The following is a 23,548-nucleotide window of genomic DNA, read 5'->3' on the forward strand; positions in this document are numbered from 1 at the left end:
GGCCAATAGGTCGGGAAGATGGGGCAGCCGCGGAGATGCTTCCATCTGTGCGGTATGAACCGACTGGCATAGGAGACTTCCATGGCCACACTAGAAGGCGGGGCGTATGACGACGTCCTTTTTGGATCGCGCTTCAGCGACATCATTTTTGCCCACGCCGGCAATGACTTTGTTTTCGGCGGCGACGGTGACGATACGATCTTCGGCGAAGCGGGCGACGACACGCTTTATGGCGACGCCGGCAATGATCTTCTGTTCGGCGGAGCCGGTTCCGATACGCTCTTTGGCGGCGAAGGGCACGACATGCTCTTCGGCGGCGATGGCGATGATCAGCTCTTCGGTGACGCCGGCAACGATATCCTCGACGGCGGCGCCGGCAACGACGTCCTCGACGGCGGTGCGGGCAACGACATCCTTCTCGGCGGCGCAGGCGATGACGTTCTGCGTGGCGGAGAGGGTAGCGATATCCTGAATGGCGGCGCCGGTAACGACATCCTCGAAGGTGGTGCCGGCAACGACATCCTGACCGGCGGCGCGGGTCAAGACGTGTTCGTCTTCACCGGCGGCGGCGGCAACGACGTCGTGCTCGACTTCCATGCCGGCGAAGATCTTCTGCAGATCTCGCAGAACATCAACGGCACGGACATCTCCAGCGCAGATGATCTCGCAGCGCGTGCCACCCAGGTCGGGGCCAATACGGTCATTGATCTTGGCCACGGCGATTCGATCACGCTCGTTAACGTCAATGCAGACGACGTTCACGGCCATCCGAGCAGCTACTTCGTGATTGGCTGACATTTAGTCAGCTGATGGTCTGCGGCGTCCGGATCCCTCCCGCCGGACGCCGCAGTTCTCTTTTGCGTTTACGATATCGAGGTGCCCGGCATGCTGGAAATCGTCCCGTTATCGTCTCGCGATAACCAAGCCGAAGCGATCCGCAGCATCAAATTGGCCTCGGATGTATCGCTGGTAGTCTGGGATCTGCCCGGACCTTGCGCCGTACCCCCGCGCTGCGCCCGCCAGGATGGCGAGATCATAGCTCCGCTGGCCAGCCTCCGGCTTGGCCGCGTCGATGGTGGGACGCGCATTCTGTGGGCCCTTCGCCCCCGTATTCCGCTGCGTCTGGTCGTGTCGGCTGGTACGCTCGGCCCTTCGGACAGGATCGATGTCGATCCGGCCGATCCGTTCATTGGCTCCGATATCACCAGCCTTGTCGAGGATCTCGACGGTCGCGCGCGCGTCTCGCTGCTGACGGCCTTCCTGACCTCCTGGTGCGGCGCATTTCGCCTGTCGCGCTCGCCGGCCTTTGCCGAGGTCGTGCAACTGCTTGCCGCCGAGCTGCAGCCTGGCAATGCGCAGGCCATGGTGGCCTGCCAGCCGACGCGCGACACGACGCTCATCGAATTTGCCACCAGCGCGGATCTTGGCGCCATTGCCTCGGCCCATCTTGTCACCGCACAGGGTGTGCGGCGGCTCGCCTGCGAAGTCTATGCCCGCAAGCCGGACCGCAGCGGCCGACGCGGCCTCGTCCTTCTCGTCGAGGGCGACGCCACCGCCTTTCCGTCTGGTACGCTGGTTTTGATCGGCGAGCACGGCACCGCCATCCGCGCGCTCGGCAAGAGCGCCAAGGGGCCCGCCGGCTTCCTGCGTTGGTGGGGCACGCGCCGCGGCGACGGGGCGCTGACCGAGTTCCTCGTCCGCAGCCTTTCCGTCAAATCGGAAGAGGCGCGACTTGCCGTTATCGACATGCAGGCGCGGGCCGCCATGCCGCCCAAGGCGGCGGAACTGGCCGCGTTCCAGCCCGGAGCGGAAGTCGATCTCGCTTTGTCGCTGGATGGCGGCCTGCTGGTCGGCGGCTGGTTTCGGGATCCGCAGGGTCTCATTGCCGGCATCGATCATGTCGCCGCCGAGGCGACCCGGTCGCTGGACAAGGTCTGGCATCTGTTCCCCGGCCGCGTCGGCACAGACGAGGGCACCGGCGGCCATGACGCCACCGGCTTCATCGCCTATCTGCCGCATGACAAGCCGGCCGGTCCCATCCTGCAGCCGCGTTTCCGCCTGCGATTGAAGACCGGCGGCGAGATCAGCCTGATCCCCAAGCTGCAGCCGATCGACGCCGCGACCATGCGGGCAGGGGCGCTTCGCTCCGTGCCGCTTCAGCACGCGACCGGCTCGCTACTGTCGACGACGCTGGGCCCGGCGCTGGCCGAAATCCAGGGCCGCGTCGTCAAGTCGGTGGCGGTTGCCAAGGTCGAGCGTTTTGGCCCCGTGCTGGACGAACCGCTGTTCTCTATCGTCATCCCGCTTTACCGCGTGCTTGATTATCTCCGTTTCCAGGTGGCGGCCTTCGCCACCGATCCGGGGCTGCGCGACCAGACTGAGGTCATCTTCGTGCTCGATTCCCCCGAGCAGGCCGACGACGTCAGCCACATGCTGGGCGGGCTCTATCGCCTCTACAAGATGCCGATGACCTTGGTCGTGATGAGCGCCAATGGTGGCTATGCCCGTGCCAACAATGCCGGCGTGGAACTGGCGCGCGGGCTTATCGTCAACCTTCTGAATTCCGATGTCATCCCGACGGAGCACAACTGGCTTGGCAAACTGGCCGACAAGCTCGGCGGCTCGCCGAGCGTTGGCGCGGTCGGTCCGAAGCTGCTGTTCGAGGATGGCTCGCTGCAACATGCCGGGCTTTATTTCCAGCGCGATGCGCGTGGAACCTGGCTCAACCATCACTTTTTCAAGGGCATGCCGGGCGGACACTTGCCCGCGAACCGGGCTCGGCTTGTCCCCGCCGTGACGGGCGCCTGCCTTGTCATGCTGCGCGAAACGTTCAGCGCAATCGGCGGGTTTTCGGAGGACTATGTCATCGGCGATTACGAGGACAGCGACATCTGCCTGAAGATACGCGAGGCCGGCCAGAGCGTCGCCTATGAGCCCGGCGTTGCGCTCTATCACCTGGAGCGTCGCTCCATGCGCCGCAATGGCGACTACATGCGCGGCATCGCCTCCCGCTACAATTCCTGGCTCCACACCCAGCGCTGGGATGGCGTGATCGGCACGCTGATGGATAAGGAAGCCGCCCCGTCCGAGCTGCCGAAAGCGGTAGAGATGACCCATCGCAGGAGCGCTGCATGACGGCTGTTACCGCTTTGAAGCCCGTTCCTGAAGTTTTCGCGCGACCGGATTTCGACGACCGGCGCCTCGACTGGCTGATGGAAAGCGTGAGGGGCAACAAGTTCCTGCCAGAACCAACCATCGATAGCATTTTCGTCGGAGACGGCGACTATCGCGCCATCGGCACCGAGTTCCTCGGTCATCTGGTCCGTCTCGGCGGCATCCAACCGAATGATCGCGTGCTCGACATCGGCAGCGGTATTGGCCGCATCGCCGTGCCGCTGACGCAATATCTGTCGCCGGGCGCAGCCTATTGGGGCGTCGATCCGGTGGCGGAAGGCGTTGCCTGGTGCAGCCAGAACATCACGCCGGTCTATGACAATTTCCGCTTCGACCACATCGATGTCGCCCATCACATCTACAATCCGAAGGGCGCGATCAAGGGCGAGGCGCTGCGCCTGCCTTACGAGCCGGCGAGCTTCGATTTCATCTTCATGATCTCGGTCGCGACGCATCTGCCGCCGCTGGAAATCGCCGCCTATGTCCGCGAGGCGAAGCGCCTGCTCGCTCCGGGCGGGCGGCTGTTCATCACGGCCTTCATCCTGGACGAGACCGCGCAGAGCGCCCTGCCGCAGCGCGATCCGCGACTGGCGTTCAAGCGCGAGGGCGAGGGGCCCGCTTGGCTGGTCGATCGCACCGCGCCGCTCAGCGCGGTCGGGTTCGATGACGGCTTCTTCGAGCGGCTTTTTCGGCACATCGGGCTTTCCGTCTGCCTCAAGAGCCTGGGCCATTGGCGCGGTCAGCCGGCGGCGCACTACCAGGACATCCTGGTCGTCGAGAAGAAGGGGTGAGCATGACGGAACGCATTCTGGTCGTTGCTCACAACCATCCCGACCTCCATCCCGGCGGCACGGAGATCTTCGCCCACGACCTGTTCCGCGCCTATAAGCGGGCGGGCTCCGAAGCCCTGTTCCTGGGTGCCACCAACCGCATCCATCGTGACGAGAAGCCCGGCACCAGCTTTCAGGGCATCGGCGACGGTCCCGACGAGATGCTGCTCTGGGCCGGCCATTTCGACCGCTTCTTCATGAGCCAGGTCGATCTCTATGGCGTCGTCCCGGACCTTGAGGCGCTGCTGACGGAGTTCCGGCCGGACGTCGTCCACATCCACCATCTGCTGTTGATCGGGGCGGAATTTCCAGCCCTCGTCCGGCGTGTGCTGCCGAACGCGCGCATCGTCATGACGCTGCACGACTATTATCTGATCTGCGCCCATGACGGGCTGATGATGCGCACGACCGGGCGCGAGCGCTGCCATGGCGCGTCGCCGGATCGCTGCCATGGCTGTTTTCCCGAGATTGCCGCCGATCAGTTCCTGCTGCGTGAGCGCTATCTGAAGACGCTGCTAACGACGGTGGATCGCTTTGTATCGCCGAGCGCCTTTCTGAAGGATCGCTTTGTCGCCTGGGGCCTGGCCGCTGACCACATTGATGTCATCGCCAACGGCCAGCCGGGCGAGGGGCGGGCGCCGACTCTGCGCGAAGACGGCGCGCCGCGCAACATCTTTGGCTATTTCGGCAATCTCAATCCCTGGAAGGGCGGCACCGTGCTGCTCGATGCCGCCGAGCGGCTGATCTCAGGCGGCGTCGATTTCGGACTCCGCGTCCATGGTGGTTCGCCGTTTCAGGCGGAAGCCTTCCGCACCGAACTCGATGAGCGCTTTGCCCGCACCGCGTCGCACGTAGCCCGGCGTGGCCCCTATCGGCGCGAGGATGTGCCGGCGCTGATGGCGGCGGTCGACTGGGTCGTCGTGCCGTCGATCTGGTGGGAAAACGCGCCTCTCGTCATCCAGGAGGCCCAGCAGCAGGGCCGGCCTGTCATCGTCAGTGGCATTGGCGGCATGGCCGAAATGGTCAAGCACGGCGCCAATGGGCTGACGGTTTCGCCCGATGATCCAATCGACCTTGCCCGCGCCATGCGCCAGGCAGCCAGCGATCCCGATCTCTGGCGTCGTCTCTCCGCCAACGCCACGCAGCCGCCGACCATCGATGCGGTTGCTGGCGAGTATCTTTCCCTTTTTGGTGCGCTCGCGCGCGCCAAGATCCCCGCCTGAAGGAGGTCACCATGCCACCGGTCGCGGAAGCCGTTTCCCTGCAACAGCCCCCCAAGCCCACGGAAGTTCCGCTCGGACTGACCGGGCGCGTCGACGCCATCGACAATGGCCGCCTGTATGGCTGGGCGTTCGATCGCAGTCAGCCCAGCTCGCGCATGCAGATCATCGTGTCGCTCGGCTCCCAGCGCGTTGCCGAAGCCACGGCCGACAAGCTGCGCTCCGACCTTCGCCGCAATGGCGTCGGCGACGGGCAGCACGCCTTCGATATCCCGCTGCCAGAGAGCGTCACGGCGCGGCAGCGCGATCTGTCGATCGTCGCGGTTTCGCCAACGGGCGAGGAACGCATCCTCTACGCCCCGACGCTCGACGAGCAGGCGGCCGAGGCGTTGATCGCGGCGCCGCTCACCCGTGTGCTCGAAAAGCTCGAAGTGCTGATGGCCGCGCAGCGGCAGCTTCAACTGAACCAGCGCGGACTCCAGCGCGCCGGCGAAGCCTCCGCCACCGGCGTGGACGCGCCACCCGCCCAACTCGACCAGATCGAGGTGACGCAGACGGAAATCGTCAGCCGGCTCTCCGAGCTGGAAGTCTTCCTGATGCGTTTCGACGGCATCGTGGCCGGGCTGGAAGGCCGTATCGACACGCTGTCGAAGCGGGGGCGCGGCGACATGAAGCCATTGCTGATCGTCATGGCGGGCCTGACCGGTGCAGTCATCGGCGCCGGCGTGACGCTCATTTCTTTTCTCACCTGAACGGATCGAGCCGGGACAGAATGATGTATCGCGTCGACGAGGAACCGGGGTCAAAGGGCAAGGGCGGGCAGCCGCCAACGGCCAAGGCTGGCCCATTGCCTCCGACCAAGACCGCATCGTCGCAGCCCCGGCGTGGCGGCGAAGCCCAGCCCGTCGTCGAAACCGTGATCGCCTGTCCGATCAACGAGACCCTCGTATTGCTGCTCGGCGCAGGCCCGCTGATGAGCGGCGCGCAGCCTGTTCTTCTCAACGGCGACCCGACGCTGCCGGGCAAGGTCCCGATCGTGAGTTGGCCACTGGTCGACAACAAGGGACACGCAACGCACGGCTTCGTCGCGCTTGTCTTTACCGGCCCGTTGAAGGGCGAACGCCTGAACTCGCTGACATTTCGCGCGCAGGGACGGGCCGTGTCCTACCGTGTCTCGCCCGATCTCATGCGACCCGCGGCGCTTGCCGGCGCGTTGGGTGACCTGGCGGGGCCGGGAATGCCGGCCGTCGTCGATGCCATTGTCGGCATGCTTAGCCAGGGGCCGATGAGCCGGCGCAAGCTCGCTGCGATGACGTCGTTTGTCGAGGCCGGCGCTCAGGCGGATGGGTTCATCGAAATCATCGGCGCGTTCGAGGATGGCGACGTCTACCTGCAGGGCTGGTCGCAGGAAATGACGCCCGGCATCAGCCGCGTGCTGATCGCCGGCGCAACGCCGCAGATCGCTGAATGCACGGCTGCCGCCTTCGACAGGCAGGACCTGAACAACAAGGGCAAGGGCTTCGCCGCCATTCTGGTCGCCCCCGAGGCGATCGATCCCTTCGGCATGCAGCGGCTCTATTTCCGCTGCCGCGACGGCTGGCGCTATGCGGATGTCTACGAACTGCGCCTGCTGGCCTCGCCGCGCGAAACGCCTGGCTATGCCCGCGCCATCCTGCCCAAGGTGCGTGGCTCGGCGGAGGTGGTCGTCAGGCTGCGCCAGGCGGCCTATCGCTATGAAGGACTGGATACAGTTTCTTCTCTGGCGTTGCCGGTCCGGATGGCCATCGATCATGCGCTGCGCACGGAACAGGGCGGCCTGCTGATCAGCGGCTGGTTCCTCGATCCCGACAACCGCGTCCAGGAGATCAAGCTTCGTCGCCGCCAGACCTCGGTCGATCTGAAGCCGGCCTGGAGCCGCATCGACCGGCCGGACGTCTCCAGGGCCTTCGACGGCAAGGCGCCGTTCCTGTCGCAACTCGATCCGGACCGACACAGTCACGGCTTCGTGGCCTTCATCCCCGACTTCGATCCGGACGGCAACGCGCCGGTCTATATCGAATTTGTCATTCCCAATTCACCGCCCGCCTACATGCCGGTCGTGCCGAAGCGTGTGACCTACCGGGACGCGGTTGCGCGGCAGCTCAAGTCGATCAGCGCGCGCGCCGTCTCGATGTCCGAGATCGTCGAACGGCACCTGATCCCGCTGGTCACGACAGCCGCCACCAAGTCGGCCGGTATCGAGACAATCGAGCATGTCGGCGTCGCAGCGTCGGCCGCGGCCGATACGACGCTGGTGATCGGCCTCGACGAGCAGACGACCGATGTCGCTTCGCTGGTCGCGCTGCTGGCGCTCGATGCGCAGATCCGCATCGCGCCGATTGTTCTCGCTGGGCCGGAGCGTACGATCGTCGAACTGCGCGGCGAAGTGCGGCGTCTTGCCCAATTCTATGGCCTGTCGGTGGACCTCGTGGCCGTCAGCGGCTTCACCGACGTGTTCGACGCGCTCATCGTCGGCGCGGGCGCCGCGAAGTCTGATCGTGTCGTGCTTTTCTCAGGCGCGCTCGTTCCTTCCGAGCGTGGCTGGTTTGGCCGGCTGCGGGCTGATCATATCGAGCGCGACGCATCGGCCATCGTCTCGCCGGCGCTGATCTATGAGGACGAGTCGATCCGGTGGGCCGGCTATCGGCTCAGCGCCGATGAGAGCGGGCTTCAACTCGGCGGCCTCGCGGAGAACTATGTCGGCTATCCCGCCGCGACGCTGGATACGATCGTGTCCGCATCCACGCCGGTCGCCAATCTCGAATGCTGCATCCTGTCCAAGTCAGCCATCGCCGCTATGGAGCAGGATGGCTACGGCTATCTGGGCAACCGCGAAAAAGGGCTCGACCTGGCGCTGCGCCTTTCGAAAGCTGGGCTCAAGGCCTTCTGGCTGCCCGGTGTCCGCGTTCTTGGCGCGGAAGCGCCCGCTGACGGAATGAATGCCTGGGAAGTCCACGCCCGCAACATCGATCGCGCCGTGTTCAACGCGCGCTGGGCCGAGACGATCACGACGATGGCGCAGGCGGAGGCAGCATGACGGACAATCTCCGCGTCCTCGTCGTCAGCCACGGCCATCCAAGCCTGTCGCTCGGCGGCGCTGAAATCGCCTCGCACAATCTGCACAAGGGGCTTAATGCGCTGGCCGGGGTCGACTCGGTCTATCTCGCTCGCGTCGGTGCGCCGACGCCGCGCCATGCCGGCACGGCGCTGATGAGCCTGCGACAGAGCGCCTCCGACATCTTGTTCCACAGCGACGACTACGATCATTTCTTCCTGTCGAACCGCAACACTGACGACATCCGGCGCGATCTGGTGCGCTTCGTGCGCGACCTGCAGCCTCATGTCGTTCATTTCCACCATATCCTCGGCCTCGGGCTGGAAGCGCTTTATGCGATCCGCGAGGCACTGCCGGACGCGGCGATCGTCGTGACGTTCCATGAGTTCCTGTCGATCTGCCACCATCACGGACAGATGGTGAAGACGAAGGGCTCGCAACTATGCCGCCGCGCCTCGCCGACGGATTGCCACAGCTGCTTCCCCGACATCGCGCCGGCCCGCTTCCTGAAGCGCGAGCGCTTCGTCCGCTCGATGCTGGAACTCGCCGACGTCTATGTCTCGCCGAGCCGCTTCCTGGCCGAGCGCTATGCCGAATGGGGGCTGTCGCCCGACAAGCTCTTCGTCATCGAGAACGGCCTGGCCATAGCCGAGCCGGTGCCGCCGCGGGTGCTGCCGGGCTCGGAACAACGTCGCAGCCGCTTTGCCTATTTTGGCCAGATGACGCCGTTCAAGGGCGTCGATGTCCTGATCGATGCCGTGGCGCGCGTGCCGGAACGGATCTGGGGCGAAGATTCCCGCCTGATGATTTTCGGCGCCAACCTCGAATTCCAGCCGCCGGAGTTCCAGGAACGGATGAAGAAGCTGATCGAGGATGCGGGCAGCCGCGTTCGTTTCTATGGCTCCTACCAGAATGGCGAAATGCCGGAATTGATGCAGACGGTCGATTGGGTCGTCGTGCCTTCGATCTGGTGGGAGAACTCGCCGGTCGTGATCCAGGAGGCGCTGTTTCATGGCCGCCCGCTGCTGTGCAGCAATATCGGCGGCATGGCGGAGAAGGTGCGCAACGGCCAGGACGGCCTGCACTTTCGCGTCGGCAGCCCCGAAGATCTGGCGGATCGTTTCGTCGAGGTGCTGTCGGATGGCCAGGCCTGGGAGGGACTTCGCGGATCGATGCGCCGTCCCCTCGGCCATATCGATTGCGCCGAGCAACATCTGGCGCTCTATCGCGCCGTCCTCGATCGCCAGTCCCATGCGGACGGCGGCGAAGTCGGCCAACTCGAACGCGCGTAAGCGATTGCGCGCAAACCGCCCGGAACAGGCGCGGAATCCCTGGGGGGATAAGGAGGAGGCCGTAATGGCACGTTTGCTGGTGATTATCCCGTCAGGCGAGATCTACGATCATGACTGTGTGCGCTGGTATCAGTACCAGAACGTGCAGCGCTCTATCGATAGCTACCACAATATAGGCGATGCGTTCGTCTTCGATTCCTCGTTGAAGCTGCTGAACTTCGACAAGATCGGCGTGTTGGAGATCAACAAGCCGGATTGGGCCAGTCTCGATCGGCTGCGCGAAGAATACGACTACGTCCTGCTGCGCGGCTCCAACTACATCCATAGCGAAATGGAGTGGCATGACACAGCCGCCGTCCTGAAGAAGCTCGGCCTGCCGGTGATCGCCTTCGGGATCGGCGCCCAGGCTCCGGTCAAGGGATTGATGGAGCTCTCCGAGTCGACGAAGGAGGTGCTGCGCGTCATCTCGGATCTGAGTACCTCCATTGGCGTGCGCGGCGCCTTTTCCGCTGAGGTTCTCGCCGATATCGGCATCGACAATGTCCGCATCGTCGGTTGCCCGACCGCATTCCGGGGGCTCAATCCCGATCTCAACATCAAGCTGGGGCCGCTCGAGGGTATCGAGAAGGTCGGCATTACCGTCCGGCGAGAAGTGTCGCCGACCTATGCCCAGAACATCGAGCGCTACCTCACCTTCCACCGCGATCTGGTGAAATCGCTCGCAAGGCGCTTCGACACCACGTTGATGGCGCAGGGCGAGGTCGAGGAGAAGAAGCTCGTCTTCGGAACCGACGACCAGAAGGAAGAGGCGATGGCGTCGTTGCGCGCCAATGGCTGGGCTTCCAAATGGTATCTCGATGACGAGATCGAGCGGCTCTATCGCGAGCGGCTGTTCTATTCGGACGTCGTCGCCGACTATGAAACGCTCGTGCGGAAGCAGGATCTGGTGCTCGGCTATCGCCTGCACGGCAACCTGATGGCGCTCGCGAATGGCGTCCCGTCGATCTACTTCACCTATGACAGCCGCACGACCGAGTTCGCTGAGACATTCAGGATCCCGAGCTTCGACGTGTTTCGGGATGGGACTTTTGTGCTCGAGGACTATTGGGAATCCTGGCGCTTCGACGCGTTCAACGCCGCGTGGCGCGATGTCTACGACGAAACCCGCAAATTTCTCGTCGAGAACAACGTCGACAACAAGCTGATCGACCGCGCAGCGCGGACGACAGGGGTCGACATGCTGCAAGTCGCCTGAGGCCTGTCGCCTGAGGCTTAGCGGATGCGAGAGGGGAGCATTCACCATGGTCGACGTTCACGGAACACCGGGCAGCGATACGATTGTCGGTACTGCCGGGCCTGACAATCTTTTTGGTGAGGCCGGTGATGATGTCATCACCGGCAATGGTGGGCTCGACCGCATCGAGGGTGGCGAAGGCGATGACAGGATCATCGTTTCGAGCGTGTCGATTGCCGAGGGAGGCAACGGTTTCGACACGCTTGTCGTCGATGCGTCCGGCTTCCGTTTGGGCGAGGCAGGGGGCCCCGGTTTCATCACTTGGCATCAGCCGAATGGCGATCTGTTCCTGGCCGATGATGGCGACTACATGTCGCCGGAGGGTCAGATGGCGACGGGCTTCGAGCGGCTGGAGTTTCTGGGCTCGGAACATAACGACATCGCATTCGGCACCAGCGGCGACGACATCCTGATTGGCGGCGCCGGCAATGACGATCTGGGCGGCTTCGGCGGAGCAGACTGGATGGACGGCGGCGATGGCGATGACCATCTCTGGCAGGAGCTGGAGTTCAACCTCGCGCCCCCGGCCAATCCGGACACCGTGATGCTCGGCGGGGCGGGTAACGACACCTTCGCCGCGCGGATCAACTTCGGCCTGATCGACGGTGGCGACGGCTTCGACACCGTGGCCATCACCGCCGTCGACTCCGACGGTCCCGTCAGCCTCGATATCCGGCCCTGGACTACGCTCGGCAGCAAGATCGTCAATGTCGAGAGCTTTGATGTCTCTGGCGCCTCCGGCAACGACGTTCTGTTTGGTGGCAATGGCGACGACACCTTCCGTGGCAATGGCGGCGACGACGTGCTGCGCGGCGGCAAGGGCAATGACTGGCTGATGGGCGGCGACGGCAACGATGTGCTCGATGGCGGCGCTGGTGCCGACCGCCTGGAGGGCGGCGAGGGGAAGGATCGTGTCGACTACGGCAACTCGACCGCCGGCATCGACGTCAATCTCGACCGTGCCAGCCAAATCGGCGGCTTCGCCCATGGCGACGTGCTGGTTGGGATCGAGGATGTTTGGGGCAGCAACTACAACGACGTACTCGTCGGCAATGCGGGCGCGAATGTCATCCACGGCGGCGCCGGCGACGACCAGATCAACGGCCGGGGCGGCTTTGATCGGATCAATGGCGGTGACGGCAACGACACCATCTACATGAGCGACATGGGCGCCGACTGGATCGACGGTGGCGACGGTGTCGACATGCTGCAGATCAAGTCGCCATCCACCGGCTCGTACTGGATCGACATGCAGAACGGCGAGACCTCGACCGGCTCGTCCTTCCAGAACATCGAGAAGCTGACCCTGTTCGGTCCCGATTACGGCCCGAACGGCTACACGCCGCCGGTCGCTTTCGACGTCATCGGCGGTAGCGGCGACGACTATGTCCAGATGCTGACGACCAGCGGCCTCGTCACGTTCCATGGCGGCACCGGCAACGATGTCGCCCACGGTGGCAAGGCCAACGACCTGTTGTTCGGGGACGATGGCGACGACCGCCTGCGCGGCTTTCGCGGTGACGACACCCTGACCGGCGGCGCCGGCGCCGATACCTTCATCTTCGACGGCCAATACAATGAAGGCTTCGACACCATCACCGATTTCAGCGCCGCCGAGGGTGACCAGCTCTATTTCCAGCCGGTCACCGGCCGTGCCTTCGCCAACTACGCCGGCTTCCAGGCGCATGCGTACGACACGCCGGAGGGCGTGCATGTCGATTTTGGCGGCGGCAGCGGCTTCCTGATCGCCAATGTCACGCTGGCCGAGATCGGTCCGGATCAGATGAGCTTTTACTGACAACAAACCTCCAGCCAAACAGCAGGAACACGCAATGACCGTTCTCGTCACAGGTGGCGCAGGCTATATCGGCAGCCACATGGTGCTGGCGCTCGCCGATGCCGGGCGCGACACCATCGTCCTCGACGATCTCTCGACAGGCTTCGCCGACCAGATTCCGGCCGGCGTGCGGCTGATCCAGGGTGATTGCGGCGACGAGGCGCTGGTGCAGCGGTTGATCCGCGAATACGGCGTCACGGCCATCGTTCATTTCGCCGGTTCGATCGTGGTACCGGATTCGGTCACGGATCCGCTCGGCTATTATTTCAACAACACCGCCAAATCGCGCGCGTTGATCGCCGCCGCCGTCGCCGGCGGCGTGCGAAATTTCATCTTCTCCTCGACCGCGGCCGTCTATGGCGAGCCGGATATCAGCCCAATCTCGGAAAGTTCCGCGATGCAGCCGATTTCGCCCTATGGCGCGTCCAAGCTGATGACGGAGTGGATGCTGCGCGACACCGTGGCGGCGCATGACATCCGTTCCGTCGTGCTCCGCTATTTCAATGTTGCCGGCGCCGATCCCGAGGGCCGCTCGGGTCAGTCGTTCCCGCGCGCCACGCATCTGATCAAGCTCGCCTGCCAGGCAGCGCTCGGCCAACGCAGCCATCTAGACGTGTTCGGGCAGGACTATGCGACACCGGACGGCACCTGCGTGCGCGACTACATCCATGTCAGCGATCTGGCCCGTGCGCATGTCCTTGCGCTCGACCATCTGCAGAAGGGCGGCGAGAGCCTGACGATGAATTGCGGCTATGGGCGCGGCTTCTCTGTCCTGGAAGTGATCGAGGCGGTGAAGCGCGTTTCCGGTGTCGATTTCGCAGTCCGCCTCGCCCCGCGTCGCGCCGGCGATCCGCCGTCGCTGGTGGCGGCGACCGATCGGATTCGCGAGCGTCTTGCCTTCCGTCCGGAGCGGGACGAACTCGACCTGATCGTCGCCGACGCCCTCGGTTGGGAAGTATCGCTGCAGCAGCGTGTTCAGGAACGGCGCGCCCCAAGGGCGAACTCGGCCACGCAGGGCGCACCAGCCTTCGCGGTTTGATATCTGCCGCAGCGGGCGACGCGAGACGGGCTGCTGGATGTCCGCCTGCATGAAACGTGCGAACAGGCGTTTTGGCGCCCGGTTCGCACGACGCGGATTGGCCAAACCGGGCGAAGATCGCATATAGAAGGGACAAATGGCACACGTTCCCCGGCAAGACCTATAAATATGCAGCAATATCAAAGACATAAACTGTCCGTCGCTCCAATGATGGATTGGACCGACCGTCATTGCCGCTATTTTCACCGTCTGCTTTCGGCGGAAACGCTGCTCTACACTGAGATGGTCGTGGCCGATGCGATCCTGCATGGCGACCGGCAAAAGCTGCTGGGCTTTGACCCGGCCGAGCAGCCGCTGGCATTGCAGATTGGTGGCTCGGATCCGGAGAAGTTGGCCAAGGCGGCCCGGATTGGCGCTGATTTCGGCTATAGCGAGATCAACCTGAATGTCGGTTGCCCGTCCGACCGCGTGCAGTCGGGTACGTTTGGTGCCTGCCTGATGCGCGAGCCACAACTCGTCGCGGAATGCGTCTCCGCAATGAAGGCCACGGTCTCGATCCCGGTGACGGTGAAGTGTCGGATCGGCGTTGACGAACAGGATGTCGAAGTCGCCCTCGACACCTTCGCCGACGCAATGGTAGCCGCCGGCGTCGACGCGCTGTGGGTTCATGCGCGAAAGGCCTGGTTGCAGGGCCTGTCGCCGAAGGAAAACCGCGATATTCCGCCGCTCGATTATGATCGCGTCTATCGCCTGAAGGCGCGTATGCCGGACGTCTATGTCGGCATCAATGGCGGCATCAAGAGCCTCGACGAGGCCGAAGCGCATCTCGCCCATGTCGATGGCGTCATGATCGGCCGCGCCGCCTATCATGAGCCGGAACTGCTCGCCGCCGCTGACCGTCGTCTTTATGGCGCCGACCGGCCGGATGCGGATCCGCGCGAGATCATAGAGGCGATGCTGCCTTACATTGCCAAGCAGCTGGCCGCCGGGACCCCCGTCAGTCACATGGCGCGCCATATGCTCGGGCTCTATCACGGTCGGCCCGGCGCGCGTCGTTTCCGCCAGATCCTGACGGTCGAGGGCGCGGGTCGGCAGGCCGGTATCGACGTGTTCCACCGCGCCATGGACGCCGTCGACGCGATCACGGCAACGGTCGCAGCGAGCGCGGCCGAAAGCGAGGCCTATGCCTTAGCGCATGGCAACATCGCCGCCGCCTGAGACAAGGTGCTGTGCCGGGAAGTCGCTTTCTCGTGACCGTGCGGGCCGGTATGGATGATGGCACAACCGATTCCGGCCCTAGCAAGCCCGTAGCGAAAGCATTCCCGACATGACGATTCGCGGTTTCACGATCGACGGTTTCCTGATCGCGCTGGTGCTCGTGGTTATCGCAGCCATTGCGTTTCCGGGGCCGGGCGAGAGCGGCGGCGTCCTGCATATGGATCTCATCGCCACCTATGGCGTCGCGGTGATCTTCTTCCTGTACGGCCTGACGCTGGCGCCCGAGCGCATGCATGCCGGCATTCGGCATTGGCGCGTCCATATCGCCGTTCAGCTCTGCACCTTCGTGCTGTTCCCCATCGTCGTTCTTACCTTGGGCACGCCGTTCAAGAGCTTCATCCCGGAAGAGGTCTGGATCGGCTTCTTCTTTCTGGCGGCATTGCCCTCGACGGTGTCTTCCTCTGTCGCCATGACCTCGCTGGCACGCGGCAACGTGCCGGTCGCGATCTTCAACGCGACCCTGTCGAGCCTGATCGGCGTCTTCGCGACGCCGCTGCTGATGGCGTGGTTCCTGTCGGCGTCGGGTGTCGGCATGGCGCTGCTACCGGTCATCGGCAAGATCGTTCTGCTGGTCCTGCTGCCGATCATCGTCGGTCAGATCGCGCGTCATTGGCTCTATGCCTGGGCGACGCGCCACATCAAGTCGATCCGTCTGGCGGACCGGGCGATCATCCTGGCGATCGTCTACAACTCGTTTGCCGACTCAATCGCCGAGGGCGTCTGGGCCGGGCATGACGTCAGCCTGATCGCCTCGATTATCGTCGGCGTGATCGCGTTGTTCTTCATCATCTACGGCCTGATGCTGATCCCGTGCCGTCTGATGGGGCTGAACCGGGCCGATACGATCGCCTGTTTGTTCTGTGCTTCGAAGAAGTCGCTGGCGACCGGCGTGCCGATGGCCAAGCTGATGTTCTCCGGCTCGCCGGCCCTCGGCCTGATCATCGCGCCGATCATGCTCTACCATTTCTTCCAGTTGCTGATCGTCAGCGTCATCGCGAACAAGGCGGGCCGTCGCGCAGAGGCCGAGGCAGCTACCGCCTGAAGCCAGACGTTCTCAAGAGGGCGCTGGCCGTTTCCGCCAGCAACAGAACGGCCGCCTTGGGCGGCCGTTTTTTGTCGGTATCGATCGTCGTGAGATTGGCGCTGTGCGTCAGTCCTGCCGCAGAAGCTTCGTTTGGGGCTCGTGGGCCACTTGCTTTCCCGTATGACCGCTGTCACACGCCTTTGACCGGTATAGCGACGAACGGCAGGCGTATTTCTTGGTAATTGAAGAATTTGGTCCGGTCGCCCATGCGTCAGGCGTCAACCTTCGCAAGTCCTTCGAGGCGGATGGCCAACGTGTTCATCACGACTTGGCGTTGCTCGTCGCTCATTCGCGACCAGTGGCTGATCTCGTCCAGCGACCGGCCGCATCCCTCGCAGAGTTCCGTCTCGGGATCGAGAATGCAGAGGCTGATGCAGGGCGAGATCATGACGAGGCGACGATGGCCATCAAATAGGTGATCAGCGTGATCTGCTGCACGGCGCCGAGCGTGTCGCCGGTCTGGCCGGCAATCTGCCATGCACAGAGCTTCTGGAAGGCATAGCCCGCTACTCCCGCCACGGCGAGCGCCACGACTGCCGGGAAAATGCCGGTGCCGATCGCCCCGCAGATCAGCGCGGCAAGGATCGCGATGCCGATGGCCGTCAGGCCGGTATCGCGTGACGGGCGGCCGGTCGCGCTGGCCAATCCCTCGAAGCGAGCGGGGGGCAACGCTGCCCAGAGCTGGACGATCGCGGCGCGGCTGACGATCTCGGCGCCAATCAACGCGGTGGCGACGGGCCAGGCGCCGTAGGGCAGCAGAGCGGCCAGCAGGCTTGCCCGCAACAGCAGGGAGAGCACCAGCGCAACGCCGCCAAACGTGCCGATCCGGCTGTCGCGCATGATCTCCAGCTTGCGCGTCGCCGTGGTGCCGCCGCCGAAACCGTCGGCGGTGTCGGCCAGTCCGTCCTCATGCAGCGCACCGGTCAGCGCGATGGTCGCCGCCAGCGAAAGCGCGGCGGCGGCGATCGTCGGCAAGCCGAGGGCGGAAGCGATCAACAGGGCGAGGGCGCCGACAATGCCGACGATCAGGCCAACGCCCGGAAAGGCGCGGGCGGCAATGGTGAAATCGGGCCGACGTTCGGCTGCGACGCCGAGCCGGGCAGCCGGTAGCCGGGTCAGGAAGGCCGTCGCCGCCGCGAGCTCGGACAACGAGGTGCGAATGGCGGTCCGGTACGAGTCGTCGGTCATCGGAATTGCCCCCGGTCGGCGGATAGTCGCACCGAGTCGCCGTCATCGGCGCTTGCGGTACGCTGAGGGACCGTTATAGATCGCCTCGCGGCCGGCCGCCAAGCGTCGTGAATCACAGCAAGTGTCGTGTAACACGGCCCGGCGCGCCGCTTCCATCCACCCCGCATCAAGCCGAGATACATATGGCCCGCTCCGCTTCCGGACTTCCCTTCGACGACATTCGCGCCCTTTTCGACGCGTTGCCGGGACCCGACGAGGCGGCGGTTCTCGCCATCCGGGCGCGCGACGCCCAGTTGACCAAGCCGGCCGGCTCGCTTGGCCGTCTTGAGGACTTGGCCGAATGGCTCGGCGCGTGGCAGGGCAGGGCTCGTCCCGCCGTCACCCGTCCGCTGGTCGCGATTTTCGCTGGCAATCACGGCGTCGCGGCGCGTGGCGTCTCCGCTTTCCCTTCCAGCGTCACCCAGCAGATGGTCGAGAATTTTGCCGCCGGCGGCGCCGCGATCAACCAGATCTGCATCGTCTACGATCTCGGGCTGAAGGTGTTTGACCTCGCTCTCGATATTCCGACCGGCGATATCACCGTCGAAGCCGCGCTGGATGAAGCGGGCTGTGCCGCCACCATGGCCTTCGGCATGGAAGCAACCGCTGGCGGCATCGACCTCCTGGCGATTGGCGAAATGGGCATCGGCAACACGACGATCGCCGCCGCGGTCGCGGCCGGCCTGTTTGGTGGCACCGGCAGCGAGTGGGTCGGCCCTGGCACCGGCGTCGATGCCGAGGGATTGGCGCGAAAGGTGGTGGCAATCGACACGGCGCTGGAGTTGCATTCGGCCCATCTCGGCGATCCGCTCGAAGTGCTGCGCCGTCTCGGTGGCCGCGAACTCGCCGCCATCGCCGGCGCGATCCTCGCCGCCCGCATGAGCCGCATCCCGGTCATCGTCGACGGTTATGTCGCAACGGCTGCCGCTGCTGTCCTCTACAAGATGGATCCGACATCGCTCGATCATTGCCAGTTTGGTCATGTCTCGGCCGAGCCGGCTCACGCCAAACTGCTGGCGGCGATGGGCAAGACGGCCCTGCTCGATCTCGGAATGCGCCTTGGCGAAGGCACGGGCGCGGCTATGGCCGCAGGCCTCGTCAAGGCTGCGGCCGAGATCCACACCGGCATGGCGACGTTCACGCAGGCCGGCGTTTCGGGTAAGGCCGACTGAGGTCAGCCGGCCGCGCGCCAGAGGATCTCGGTCTCTTCCGCCAGTGGCGTCTCTATCGCTGGAGATTCCGTCTCGATGACGCGGGAGCGGGGGAAGCAGGCGAGGGCTTCCGTGCCGTCGCCAACGCTTGAGCGCAGTTCGAAGGTGCCGCCATGAAGCCGGGTGATCGCCTCGACAATCGGCAGGCCCATGCCGGCGCCGGGTTCGGCCATCCGGATCGTGCTTTCACCCTGCCCGAACGGTGACATCACGGTCGCGATTTCCGCGACCGCGATGCCGGGGCCATTGTCGCGGATCGATATGTACTGGCCGCCCCCCGCCGTCCACCCGGCGCGGATGAAAATCTCGCCGCCCGTTGGTGTGAATTTGACAGCGTTGGACAGCAGATTGAGCGCGATTTGCCGGATACCGCCCGGATCGGCGCGAAGTTTTGGCAGAGCGGGTTCGATCTCCACCAGGATTTGTAACCCGCGATTTCGGGCGCGCGGGCCGACGAGAGCCTCGCAGGCAATCAGGACCTCGGCCAGGTCCACAGCCCCTTCGTTCAGTGCATAGCGTCCGGCTTCGAGACCCGACAGGTCGAGGATCTCGTTGATCAAGCCAAGCAAATGGCGACCGCTGGCATGGATATCACCGGCATAGTCGCGGTAGGCCGGGTTATGCATCGGTCCCAGTACTTCGCTCATCATCACTTCGGAGAAGCCCAGAATGGCGTTGAGCGGCGTGCGGAGCTCGTGGTTCATCGTTGCCAGGAAGCGCGTACGCGCCAGATTGGCCTCATCCGCAATCCGCAGGGAATGCTTCGAAGTCGCCTGCGCCGCTGCCAGCTCGAACGCAAGACGAGCCTGTTCAGCCTGATGCACACGCTCGCTGCGGATGCATCGAAGCGCGCTGAGCAGAGCACAGGCGCTGAGCGCGACGCCGGTCCCCATAACCACTGGAACCGAGGCTGATGGGAGCCAGACTGGTGCCAGGGCTGCGGCCGCCAGAATGAGTGCTGGCACAGTGAGGCAAGCGGCCAATCGCACCGGCGCAGTGTTCGCGCGTAGAGGGCGTCCGGCTTCGGCATTTTGGAAAGGGGCAGGGCCGGCTTCAGTCAGAGGGTCGCGAAAGAGCCTGGTCCCCGCGCGACGCCGTTCAAGGTCGTCGTCGGGCCGGGGAGGGTATTCGCCAATGACCGTCTCTGCCGACAGGCGCTGCATCTCACAACTTCCAGGAAGGAAGTAATCTAGGGTTGTCCTTGAATTTGCGTTTCGAACGCTTAATACCGACTTGATGAGCATGGTTAAGTCATTGCTAAATCCCGCAGCGCCGCCGACTTCCGGGCTGGACAGGATGCTCGCCGACATTCGTGCTTGCCGCATCTGCGTGGAGCACCCCATCGGCCGCCGCTTGCCGCACGAGCCGCGCCCGGTTGTCTGGGGCTCCGCCACCGCACGAATTCTGATCGCGGGCCAGGCGCCGGGGACGCGCGTGCACGCTTCCGGCAAACCGTTCACGGACCCCTCCGGTGACCGGCTTCGCGCATGGATGGGGATCGACGAGGCTGACTTCTACGACGAGACGCGGATCGCCATCGTGCCGATGGGCTTTTGCTTTCCGGGCCTCGACGCCAAGGGCGGCGACCTGCCGCCACGCCGCGAATGTGCGCCTGCATGGCGCCACGAGCTTTTGGCGCGGATGCCGGCGGTCGATTTGGTCCTCGCCGTCGGGCTCTATGCGCAGCAATACCATCTGGGCAAGCGCGCCAAGGGAAGCCTCACGGAAACCGTCGCGGACTGGCGACAATTGCTCGAAGACACGGCGCCTGTGCCGGTCCTGCCATTGCCCCATCCGTCCTGGCGCAACTCCGGGTGGATCAAGCGGAATCCGTGGTTCGAAGCGGAGCTGATCCCGACGCTGCAAGGCCTCGTTAGCGCACGGCTTGCGGGTCAGAGTTGACAACTTCCTGCGATTTGAGCATTTATCGAAGAATAATTTTCCCCATTCAGTGATATCGATAGCCTTCATTGGAAAATGATACTCGATTCACCGGAGTTTTAGGCAGAGGGTTTCTGAATGATCGACCGGCTCGACCGAAAAATCCTGCAAATCCTGCAGGAAGACGCAACCATCCCCGTCGCGGAAATTGGTCGCCGAGTCGGCCTTTCGACGACTCCGTGCTGGCGGCGCATCCAGAAGCTGGAAGAAGACCGCGTTATCACCAAGCGCGTCGCCGTCCTCGATCCGAAGAAGGTCAACGCCAAGGTCACGGTGTTCGTCTCGATCACCACCAGCCAGCACAATGAAGAATGGCTGAAACGCTTCGCGGAAGTGATCCGCGACGTTCCGGAGGTGGTCGAGTTCTATCGCATGAGCGGTCAGGTGGACTATCTGCTGCGCGTCGTCGTGCCGGACATCGAGGCCTACGACCTGTTCTACAAGCGGCTGATCTCGCGGATCGATATCGCCGACGTTTCGTCGGCCTTCGCGATGGAGCAGATCAAATATGCGACGGCGCTGCCGCTGAACTACATCCCGCTCGAAAAAGACAAGGGCATGGCATAGAGCGTTTTCGAGCGAAGTGCGCTGCGGTTCGCGTGACGAAAACGCGGCCAAGCATCTCTACGCGCACAGGCCTTGGGCTGCGGTTGAACCATGTCCGGCGGTGATCCGCCGGACATGGCGATCAGGCGGAGCGGAGGTGCCGGGTGAGACGATGTTCGAGCTTGTCCCACACGCGCCGAATGATCTCGACAACGACCAGATAGAGCACGGCCGCCCAGAGATAGACCTGGAAGTCGAAGGTGCGCGAATAGGCGAGGCGGGTAACACCCATCAGGTCGAACACAGTGACGATCGCCGCCACCGAAGACCCCTTCACCATCAGGATCACTTCATTGCCGAGCGGGCGCAGCGCGATCAGGATCGCCTGCGGCATGACGATCTTGCGGAAGATCTGGCGTGGCTTCAGGCCAAGCGACATCGCTGCCTCGCGCTGGCCGGCCGGCACGGCGCGGATGGCGCCGCGCAGGATTTCGGCCTGATAAGCGCCGGTGTTCAGCGTGAAGGTGAGCACGCAGCAGAAGAACGCATCCTTGAACAGCCACCACAGACCGATTGAGTCGAGCTGTGTCCTGAACTGGCCGGCGCCGTAATAGACGAGGAAGACCTGCGCCAGCAGCGGCGTCCCCCGGAAGAAATACATGTAGCCAAACGAGATGGCCCGCAGGATGCGGCTCCGGCTCATCCGCGCCAGCGCAACGGGGATGGAAAGCAGCGCGCCGAGCGTGATCGAGATGGCGACCAGTTGCAGCGTGACGACGAGGCCCTGCAGCATGCGCGGGCCATAGGTGGCGAGGGCGTCCCAATTCATGACGCTCTCCTCAGCCCGCGATTGGCCCAGCGCTCTATGGCGACGATGCCGATCGACGAGATCATCGACAGCGCCAGATAGATCAGGCAGGCGACGCCGAAGAACAGGAACGGCTCCTTGGTCACTCGCACGGCAAGGCCCGTCTTGCGCAGAAGGTCGTCCAGCGCGATCACCGAGACAAGCGAGGTATCCTTGAGCAGGATCAGCCAGAGATTGGCGAGGCCGGGCAGCGCGAGGCGCACCAGTTGCGGCACGATGACGAGGCGCAGCGTCGTGGCGGGCCGAAGCCCGAGCGCGTAGGCCGCTTCATACTGACCGCGCGTGATATTGTTGAAAGCGCCGAGAAAAACCTCTGACGCGTAGGCCGAGAAAACAACGCCGAGCGCCACCATGCCGGCGATGAAACCGTTGACCTCGACCGTGGCGTCGCTGAACAGTCCGACGATGCGTTGCAGCGCGATCTGGCCGCCGAAATAGACGATGAAGATCGTCAGCAATTCCGGCAGGCCGCGAAACACGGTCGTATAGGCGTTGCCGAAGGCGCGGAGATAGCGGTTGGGGCTGCGTTTGGCCAGGGCGATCAGAAAGCCCAGCGCCAGGCCGAAGGGAACCGTCGCCAGGGCGAGTCGGATCGTGAGCCAGGTGCCCTGAAGCAGTTCGTCGCCCCAGCCATCCGGCCCAAAACTCAGCAGTCTCAGTAGATCCACGCCGCCCGTCCCCCCACGGTCCTTTCATGCGGAACCGCGAGGCAGGGTGGGTGCCCTGCCTCGCGAAATCCTTATTCCTTCCAGATCGAGAAGGGGAAGTACTTGGCGTTGATCTTGTCGTAGGTGCCGTCGGCCTTGATCGCCTCGATCGCCGCCGAGATCTGGTCGCGCAGGTCGGTATCTTCCTTGCGCACGGCGGCGCCGACGCCATCCGTCGGCAGATCGGTGCCGACGAACTCGTAGTTGGCGCCATCCGCGGTCTTCAGCCAGTCGAGACCGGGCAGCTTGTCGACGAAGAGCAGGTCGATACGTCCGGCTACTAGGTCGAGGTTGACCTCATCCTGCGTCGGATAAAGCTTGATCACGGAATCCTTGTACTTTTCCTCGAGCTCGGTCGCCTGGACGGTCGAGGATTGCGCGCCGATCGTCTTGCCCTTCAGGCCTTCCGGCGAGGTGTCCTTGATGCCGGAGGTCTTCGGCGCGACGAAGGAGGACGGAGACTGATAGTACGGACGGGAGAAGTCGACGACCTTCTTGCGCTCGTCCGTGATCGACATCGACGAGATGATGGCGTCGAACTTGCTGGCTTGCAGCGCGGGGATCAGGCCATCCCAATCCTGCACGGTGAAGGTGCACTCGGCCTTCAGATTCTCGCAAATCGCCTTGGCAATGTCGACGTCGAAGCCGCCGATCTGGTTGTCGGCGCTGACGAAGTTGAACGGCGGGAAGGCGCCCTCGACGGCGACCCGGATGTTCTTCCATTCCTTTGCCTGAACGGCGCCGGTGACAGCCATCAAGGCCAGGGCCGCGATGGCGGCCTGCTTAACGATACGCATTTGCATTCCCTTTGACGCGCGTTTCTACATTTTTCGGAGTGCGCCACGCCCTCCGCTTCTTCCCAGGCCGGCGCTCTCTTGCTGTATCTTCCCACCTTTTTCAGGCGGG

21 protein-coding genes are annotated in these 23,548 nt (G+C 64.1%); 15 read left to right on the top strand and 6 right to left on the bottom strand.

Going from position 1 to position 23,548, the window contains the following annotated elements; translation table 11 throughout:
* The first annotated feature begins 81 nt into the window (after positions 1–81).
* The 12 genes from OSH12_RS04245 to OSH12_RS04310 all read left to right on the top strand — a co-directional run bounded on the left by OSH12_RS04245 (position 82) and on the right by OSH12_RS04310 (position 16,100).
* A complete protein-coding gene (locus tag OSH12_RS04245; protein WP_266342237.1) occupies positions 82–795 on the top strand; it encodes a calcium-binding protein in 714 nt (237 codons plus the stop codon).
* Between the two features lie 90 nt (positions 796–885).
* On the top strand, positions 886–3,135 hold the full coding sequence (locus tag OSH12_RS04250) for a glycosyltransferase (RefSeq protein WP_266342238.1): 2,250 nt from the start codon (positions 886–888) through the stop codon (positions 3,133–3,135).
* Positions 3,132–3,965 carry a class I SAM-dependent methyltransferase gene (locus OSH12_RS04255; RefSeq protein WP_266342239.1) on the top strand — a complete coding sequence of 278 codons (834 nt, stop codon included), beginning with the start codon at positions 3,132–3,134 and terminating at the stop codon, positions 3,963–3,965. The genes OSH12_RS04250 and OSH12_RS04255 overlap by 4 nt, the downstream gene beginning before the upstream one ends.
* 2 nt (positions 3,966–3,967) lie before the next feature.
* Positions 3,968–5,227, top strand: a complete 1,260-nt coding sequence (locus tag OSH12_RS04260) for a glycosyltransferase family 4 protein (RefSeq protein ID WP_266342240.1) — start codon at positions 3,968–3,970, stop codon at positions 5,225–5,227.
* An 11-nt stretch (positions 5,228–5,238) separates the two neighbouring features.
* Positions 5,239–5,976 carry a hypothetical protein gene (locus tag OSH12_RS04265; protein WP_266342241.1) on the top strand — a complete coding sequence of 246 codons (738 nt, stop codon included), beginning with the start codon at positions 5,239–5,241 and terminating at the stop codon, positions 5,974–5,976.
* A 20-nt stretch (positions 5,977–5,996) separates the two neighbouring features.
* Positions 5,997–8,300, top strand: coding sequence for a hypothetical protein (locus OSH12_RS04270; protein ID WP_266342242.1), 2,304 nt, complete (start codon positions 5,997–5,999; stop codon positions 8,298–8,300).
* Positions 8,297–9,610 (top strand): glycosyltransferase family 4 protein, encoded by a 1,314-nt coding sequence (locus OSH12_RS04275; protein ID WP_266342243.1) that lies wholly within the window; start codon positions 8,297–8,299, stop codon positions 9,608–9,610. Before OSH12_RS04270 ends, OSH12_RS04275 begins: the two co-directional genes overlap by 4 nt.
* A 64-nt stretch (positions 9,611–9,674) precedes the next feature.
* Positions 9,675–10,865, top strand: a complete 1,191-nt coding sequence (locus OSH12_RS04280) for a polysaccharide pyruvyl transferase family protein (RefSeq protein ID WP_266342244.1) — start codon at positions 9,675–9,677, stop codon at positions 10,863–10,865.
* A 46-nt stretch (positions 10,866–10,911) separates the two neighbouring features.
* The gene (locus tag OSH12_RS04295) at positions 10,912–12,702 is read left to right on the top strand and encodes a calcium-binding protein (protein WP_323180594.1); all 1,791 of its coding nucleotides are present in this window, start codon (positions 10,912–10,914) and stop codon (positions 12,700–12,702) included.
* Positions 12,703–12,736: 34 nt separating this feature from the next.
* A complete protein-coding gene (gene galE, locus OSH12_RS04300; RefSeq protein WP_266342245.1) occupies positions 12,737–13,780 on the top strand; it encodes a UDP-glucose 4-epimerase GalE in 1,044 nt (347 codons plus the stop codon).
* Between the two features lie 168 nt (positions 13,781–13,948).
* Entirely contained in the window at positions 13,949–14,998 is a 1,050-nt protein-coding gene (gene dusA / locus OSH12_RS04305; protein WP_266342246.1) for a tRNA dihydrouridine(20/20a) synthase DusA, read from the top strand.
* 109 nt (positions 14,999–15,107) lie between these two features.
* The gene (locus OSH12_RS04310) at positions 15,108–16,100 is read left to right on the top strand and encodes a bile acid:sodium symporter family protein (RefSeq protein WP_266342247.1); all 993 of its coding nucleotides are present in this window, start codon (positions 15,108–15,110) and stop codon (positions 16,098–16,100) included.
* Between the two features lie 253 nt (positions 16,101–16,353).
* On the opposite strand, the gene OSH12_RS04315 is transcribed toward OSH12_RS04310, so the two are convergent.
* Both OSH12_RS04315 and OSH12_RS04320 read right to left on the bottom strand, forming a co-directional pair.
* Entirely contained in the window at positions 16,354–16,530 is a 177-nt protein-coding gene (locus tag OSH12_RS04315; RefSeq protein ID WP_266342248.1) for a DUF1289 domain-containing protein, read from the bottom strand.
* A complete protein-coding gene (locus OSH12_RS04320; RefSeq protein ID WP_266342249.1) occupies positions 16,527–17,330 on the bottom strand; it encodes an adenosylcobinamide-GDP ribazoletransferase in 804 nt (267 codons plus the stop codon). Before OSH12_RS04320 ends, OSH12_RS04315 begins: the two co-directional genes overlap by 4 nt.
* A 182-nt stretch (positions 17,331–17,512) precedes the next feature.
* Here OSH12_RS04320 and cobT point away from each other — a divergent pair, with 182 nt between their 5' ends.
* On the top strand, positions 17,513–18,541 hold the full coding sequence (gene cobT, locus OSH12_RS04325; protein WP_266342250.1) for a nicotinate-nucleotide--dimethylbenzimidazole phosphoribosyltransferase: 1,029 nt from the start codon (positions 17,513–17,515) through the stop codon (positions 18,539–18,541).
* Positions 18,542–18,543: 2 nt separating this feature from the next.
* Here the strand turns inward: cobT and OSH12_RS04330 are convergent, their stop codons facing one another.
* Positions 18,544–19,743 carry a sensor histidine kinase gene (locus tag OSH12_RS04330; RefSeq protein WP_323180595.1) on the bottom strand — a complete coding sequence of 400 codons (1,200 nt, stop codon included), beginning with the start codon at positions 19,741–19,743 and terminating at the stop codon, positions 18,544–18,546.
* A gap of 73 nt (positions 19,744–19,816) precedes the next feature.
* Here OSH12_RS04330 and OSH12_RS04335 point away from each other — a divergent pair, with 73 nt between their 5' ends.
* Both OSH12_RS04335 and OSH12_RS04340 read left to right on the top strand, forming a co-directional pair.
* Positions 19,817–20,482, top strand: coding sequence for a uracil-DNA glycosylase family protein (locus OSH12_RS04335; RefSeq protein ID WP_380223674.1), 666 nt, complete (start codon positions 19,817–19,819; stop codon positions 20,480–20,482).
* A 120-nt stretch (positions 20,483–20,602) separates the two neighbouring features.
* On the top strand, positions 20,603–21,088 hold the full coding sequence (locus OSH12_RS04340) for an Lrp/AsnC family transcriptional regulator (protein WP_456077692.1): 486 nt from the start codon (positions 20,603–20,605) through the stop codon (positions 21,086–21,088).
* Between the two features lie 121 nt (positions 21,089–21,209).
* Here OSH12_RS04340 and OSH12_RS04345 read toward each other — a convergent pair whose 3' ends face one another.
* The 3 genes from OSH12_RS04345 to OSH12_RS04355 form a co-directional block, all read right to left on the bottom strand.
* On the bottom strand, positions 21,210–21,896 hold the full coding sequence (locus tag OSH12_RS04345) for an ABC transporter permease (protein ID WP_266342252.1): 687 nt from the start codon (positions 21,894–21,896) through the stop codon (positions 21,210–21,212).
* Entirely contained in the window at positions 21,893–22,603 is a 711-nt protein-coding gene (locus tag OSH12_RS04350; RefSeq protein ID WP_266342253.1) for an ABC transporter permease, read from the bottom strand. Before OSH12_RS04350 ends, OSH12_RS04345 begins: the two co-directional genes overlap by 4 nt.
* Before the next feature lie 71 nt (positions 22,604–22,674).
* Entirely contained in the window at positions 22,675–23,439 is a 765-nt protein-coding gene (locus OSH12_RS04355) for an ABC transporter substrate-binding protein (protein WP_266342254.1), read from the bottom strand.
* Positions 23,440–23,548: the final 109 nt, after the last annotated feature.

Source organism: Kaistia terrae, assembly GCF_026344005.1.
Taxonomy (GTDB): domain Bacteria; phylum Pseudomonadota; class Alphaproteobacteria; order Rhizobiales; family Kaistiaceae; genus Kaistia; species Kaistia terrae.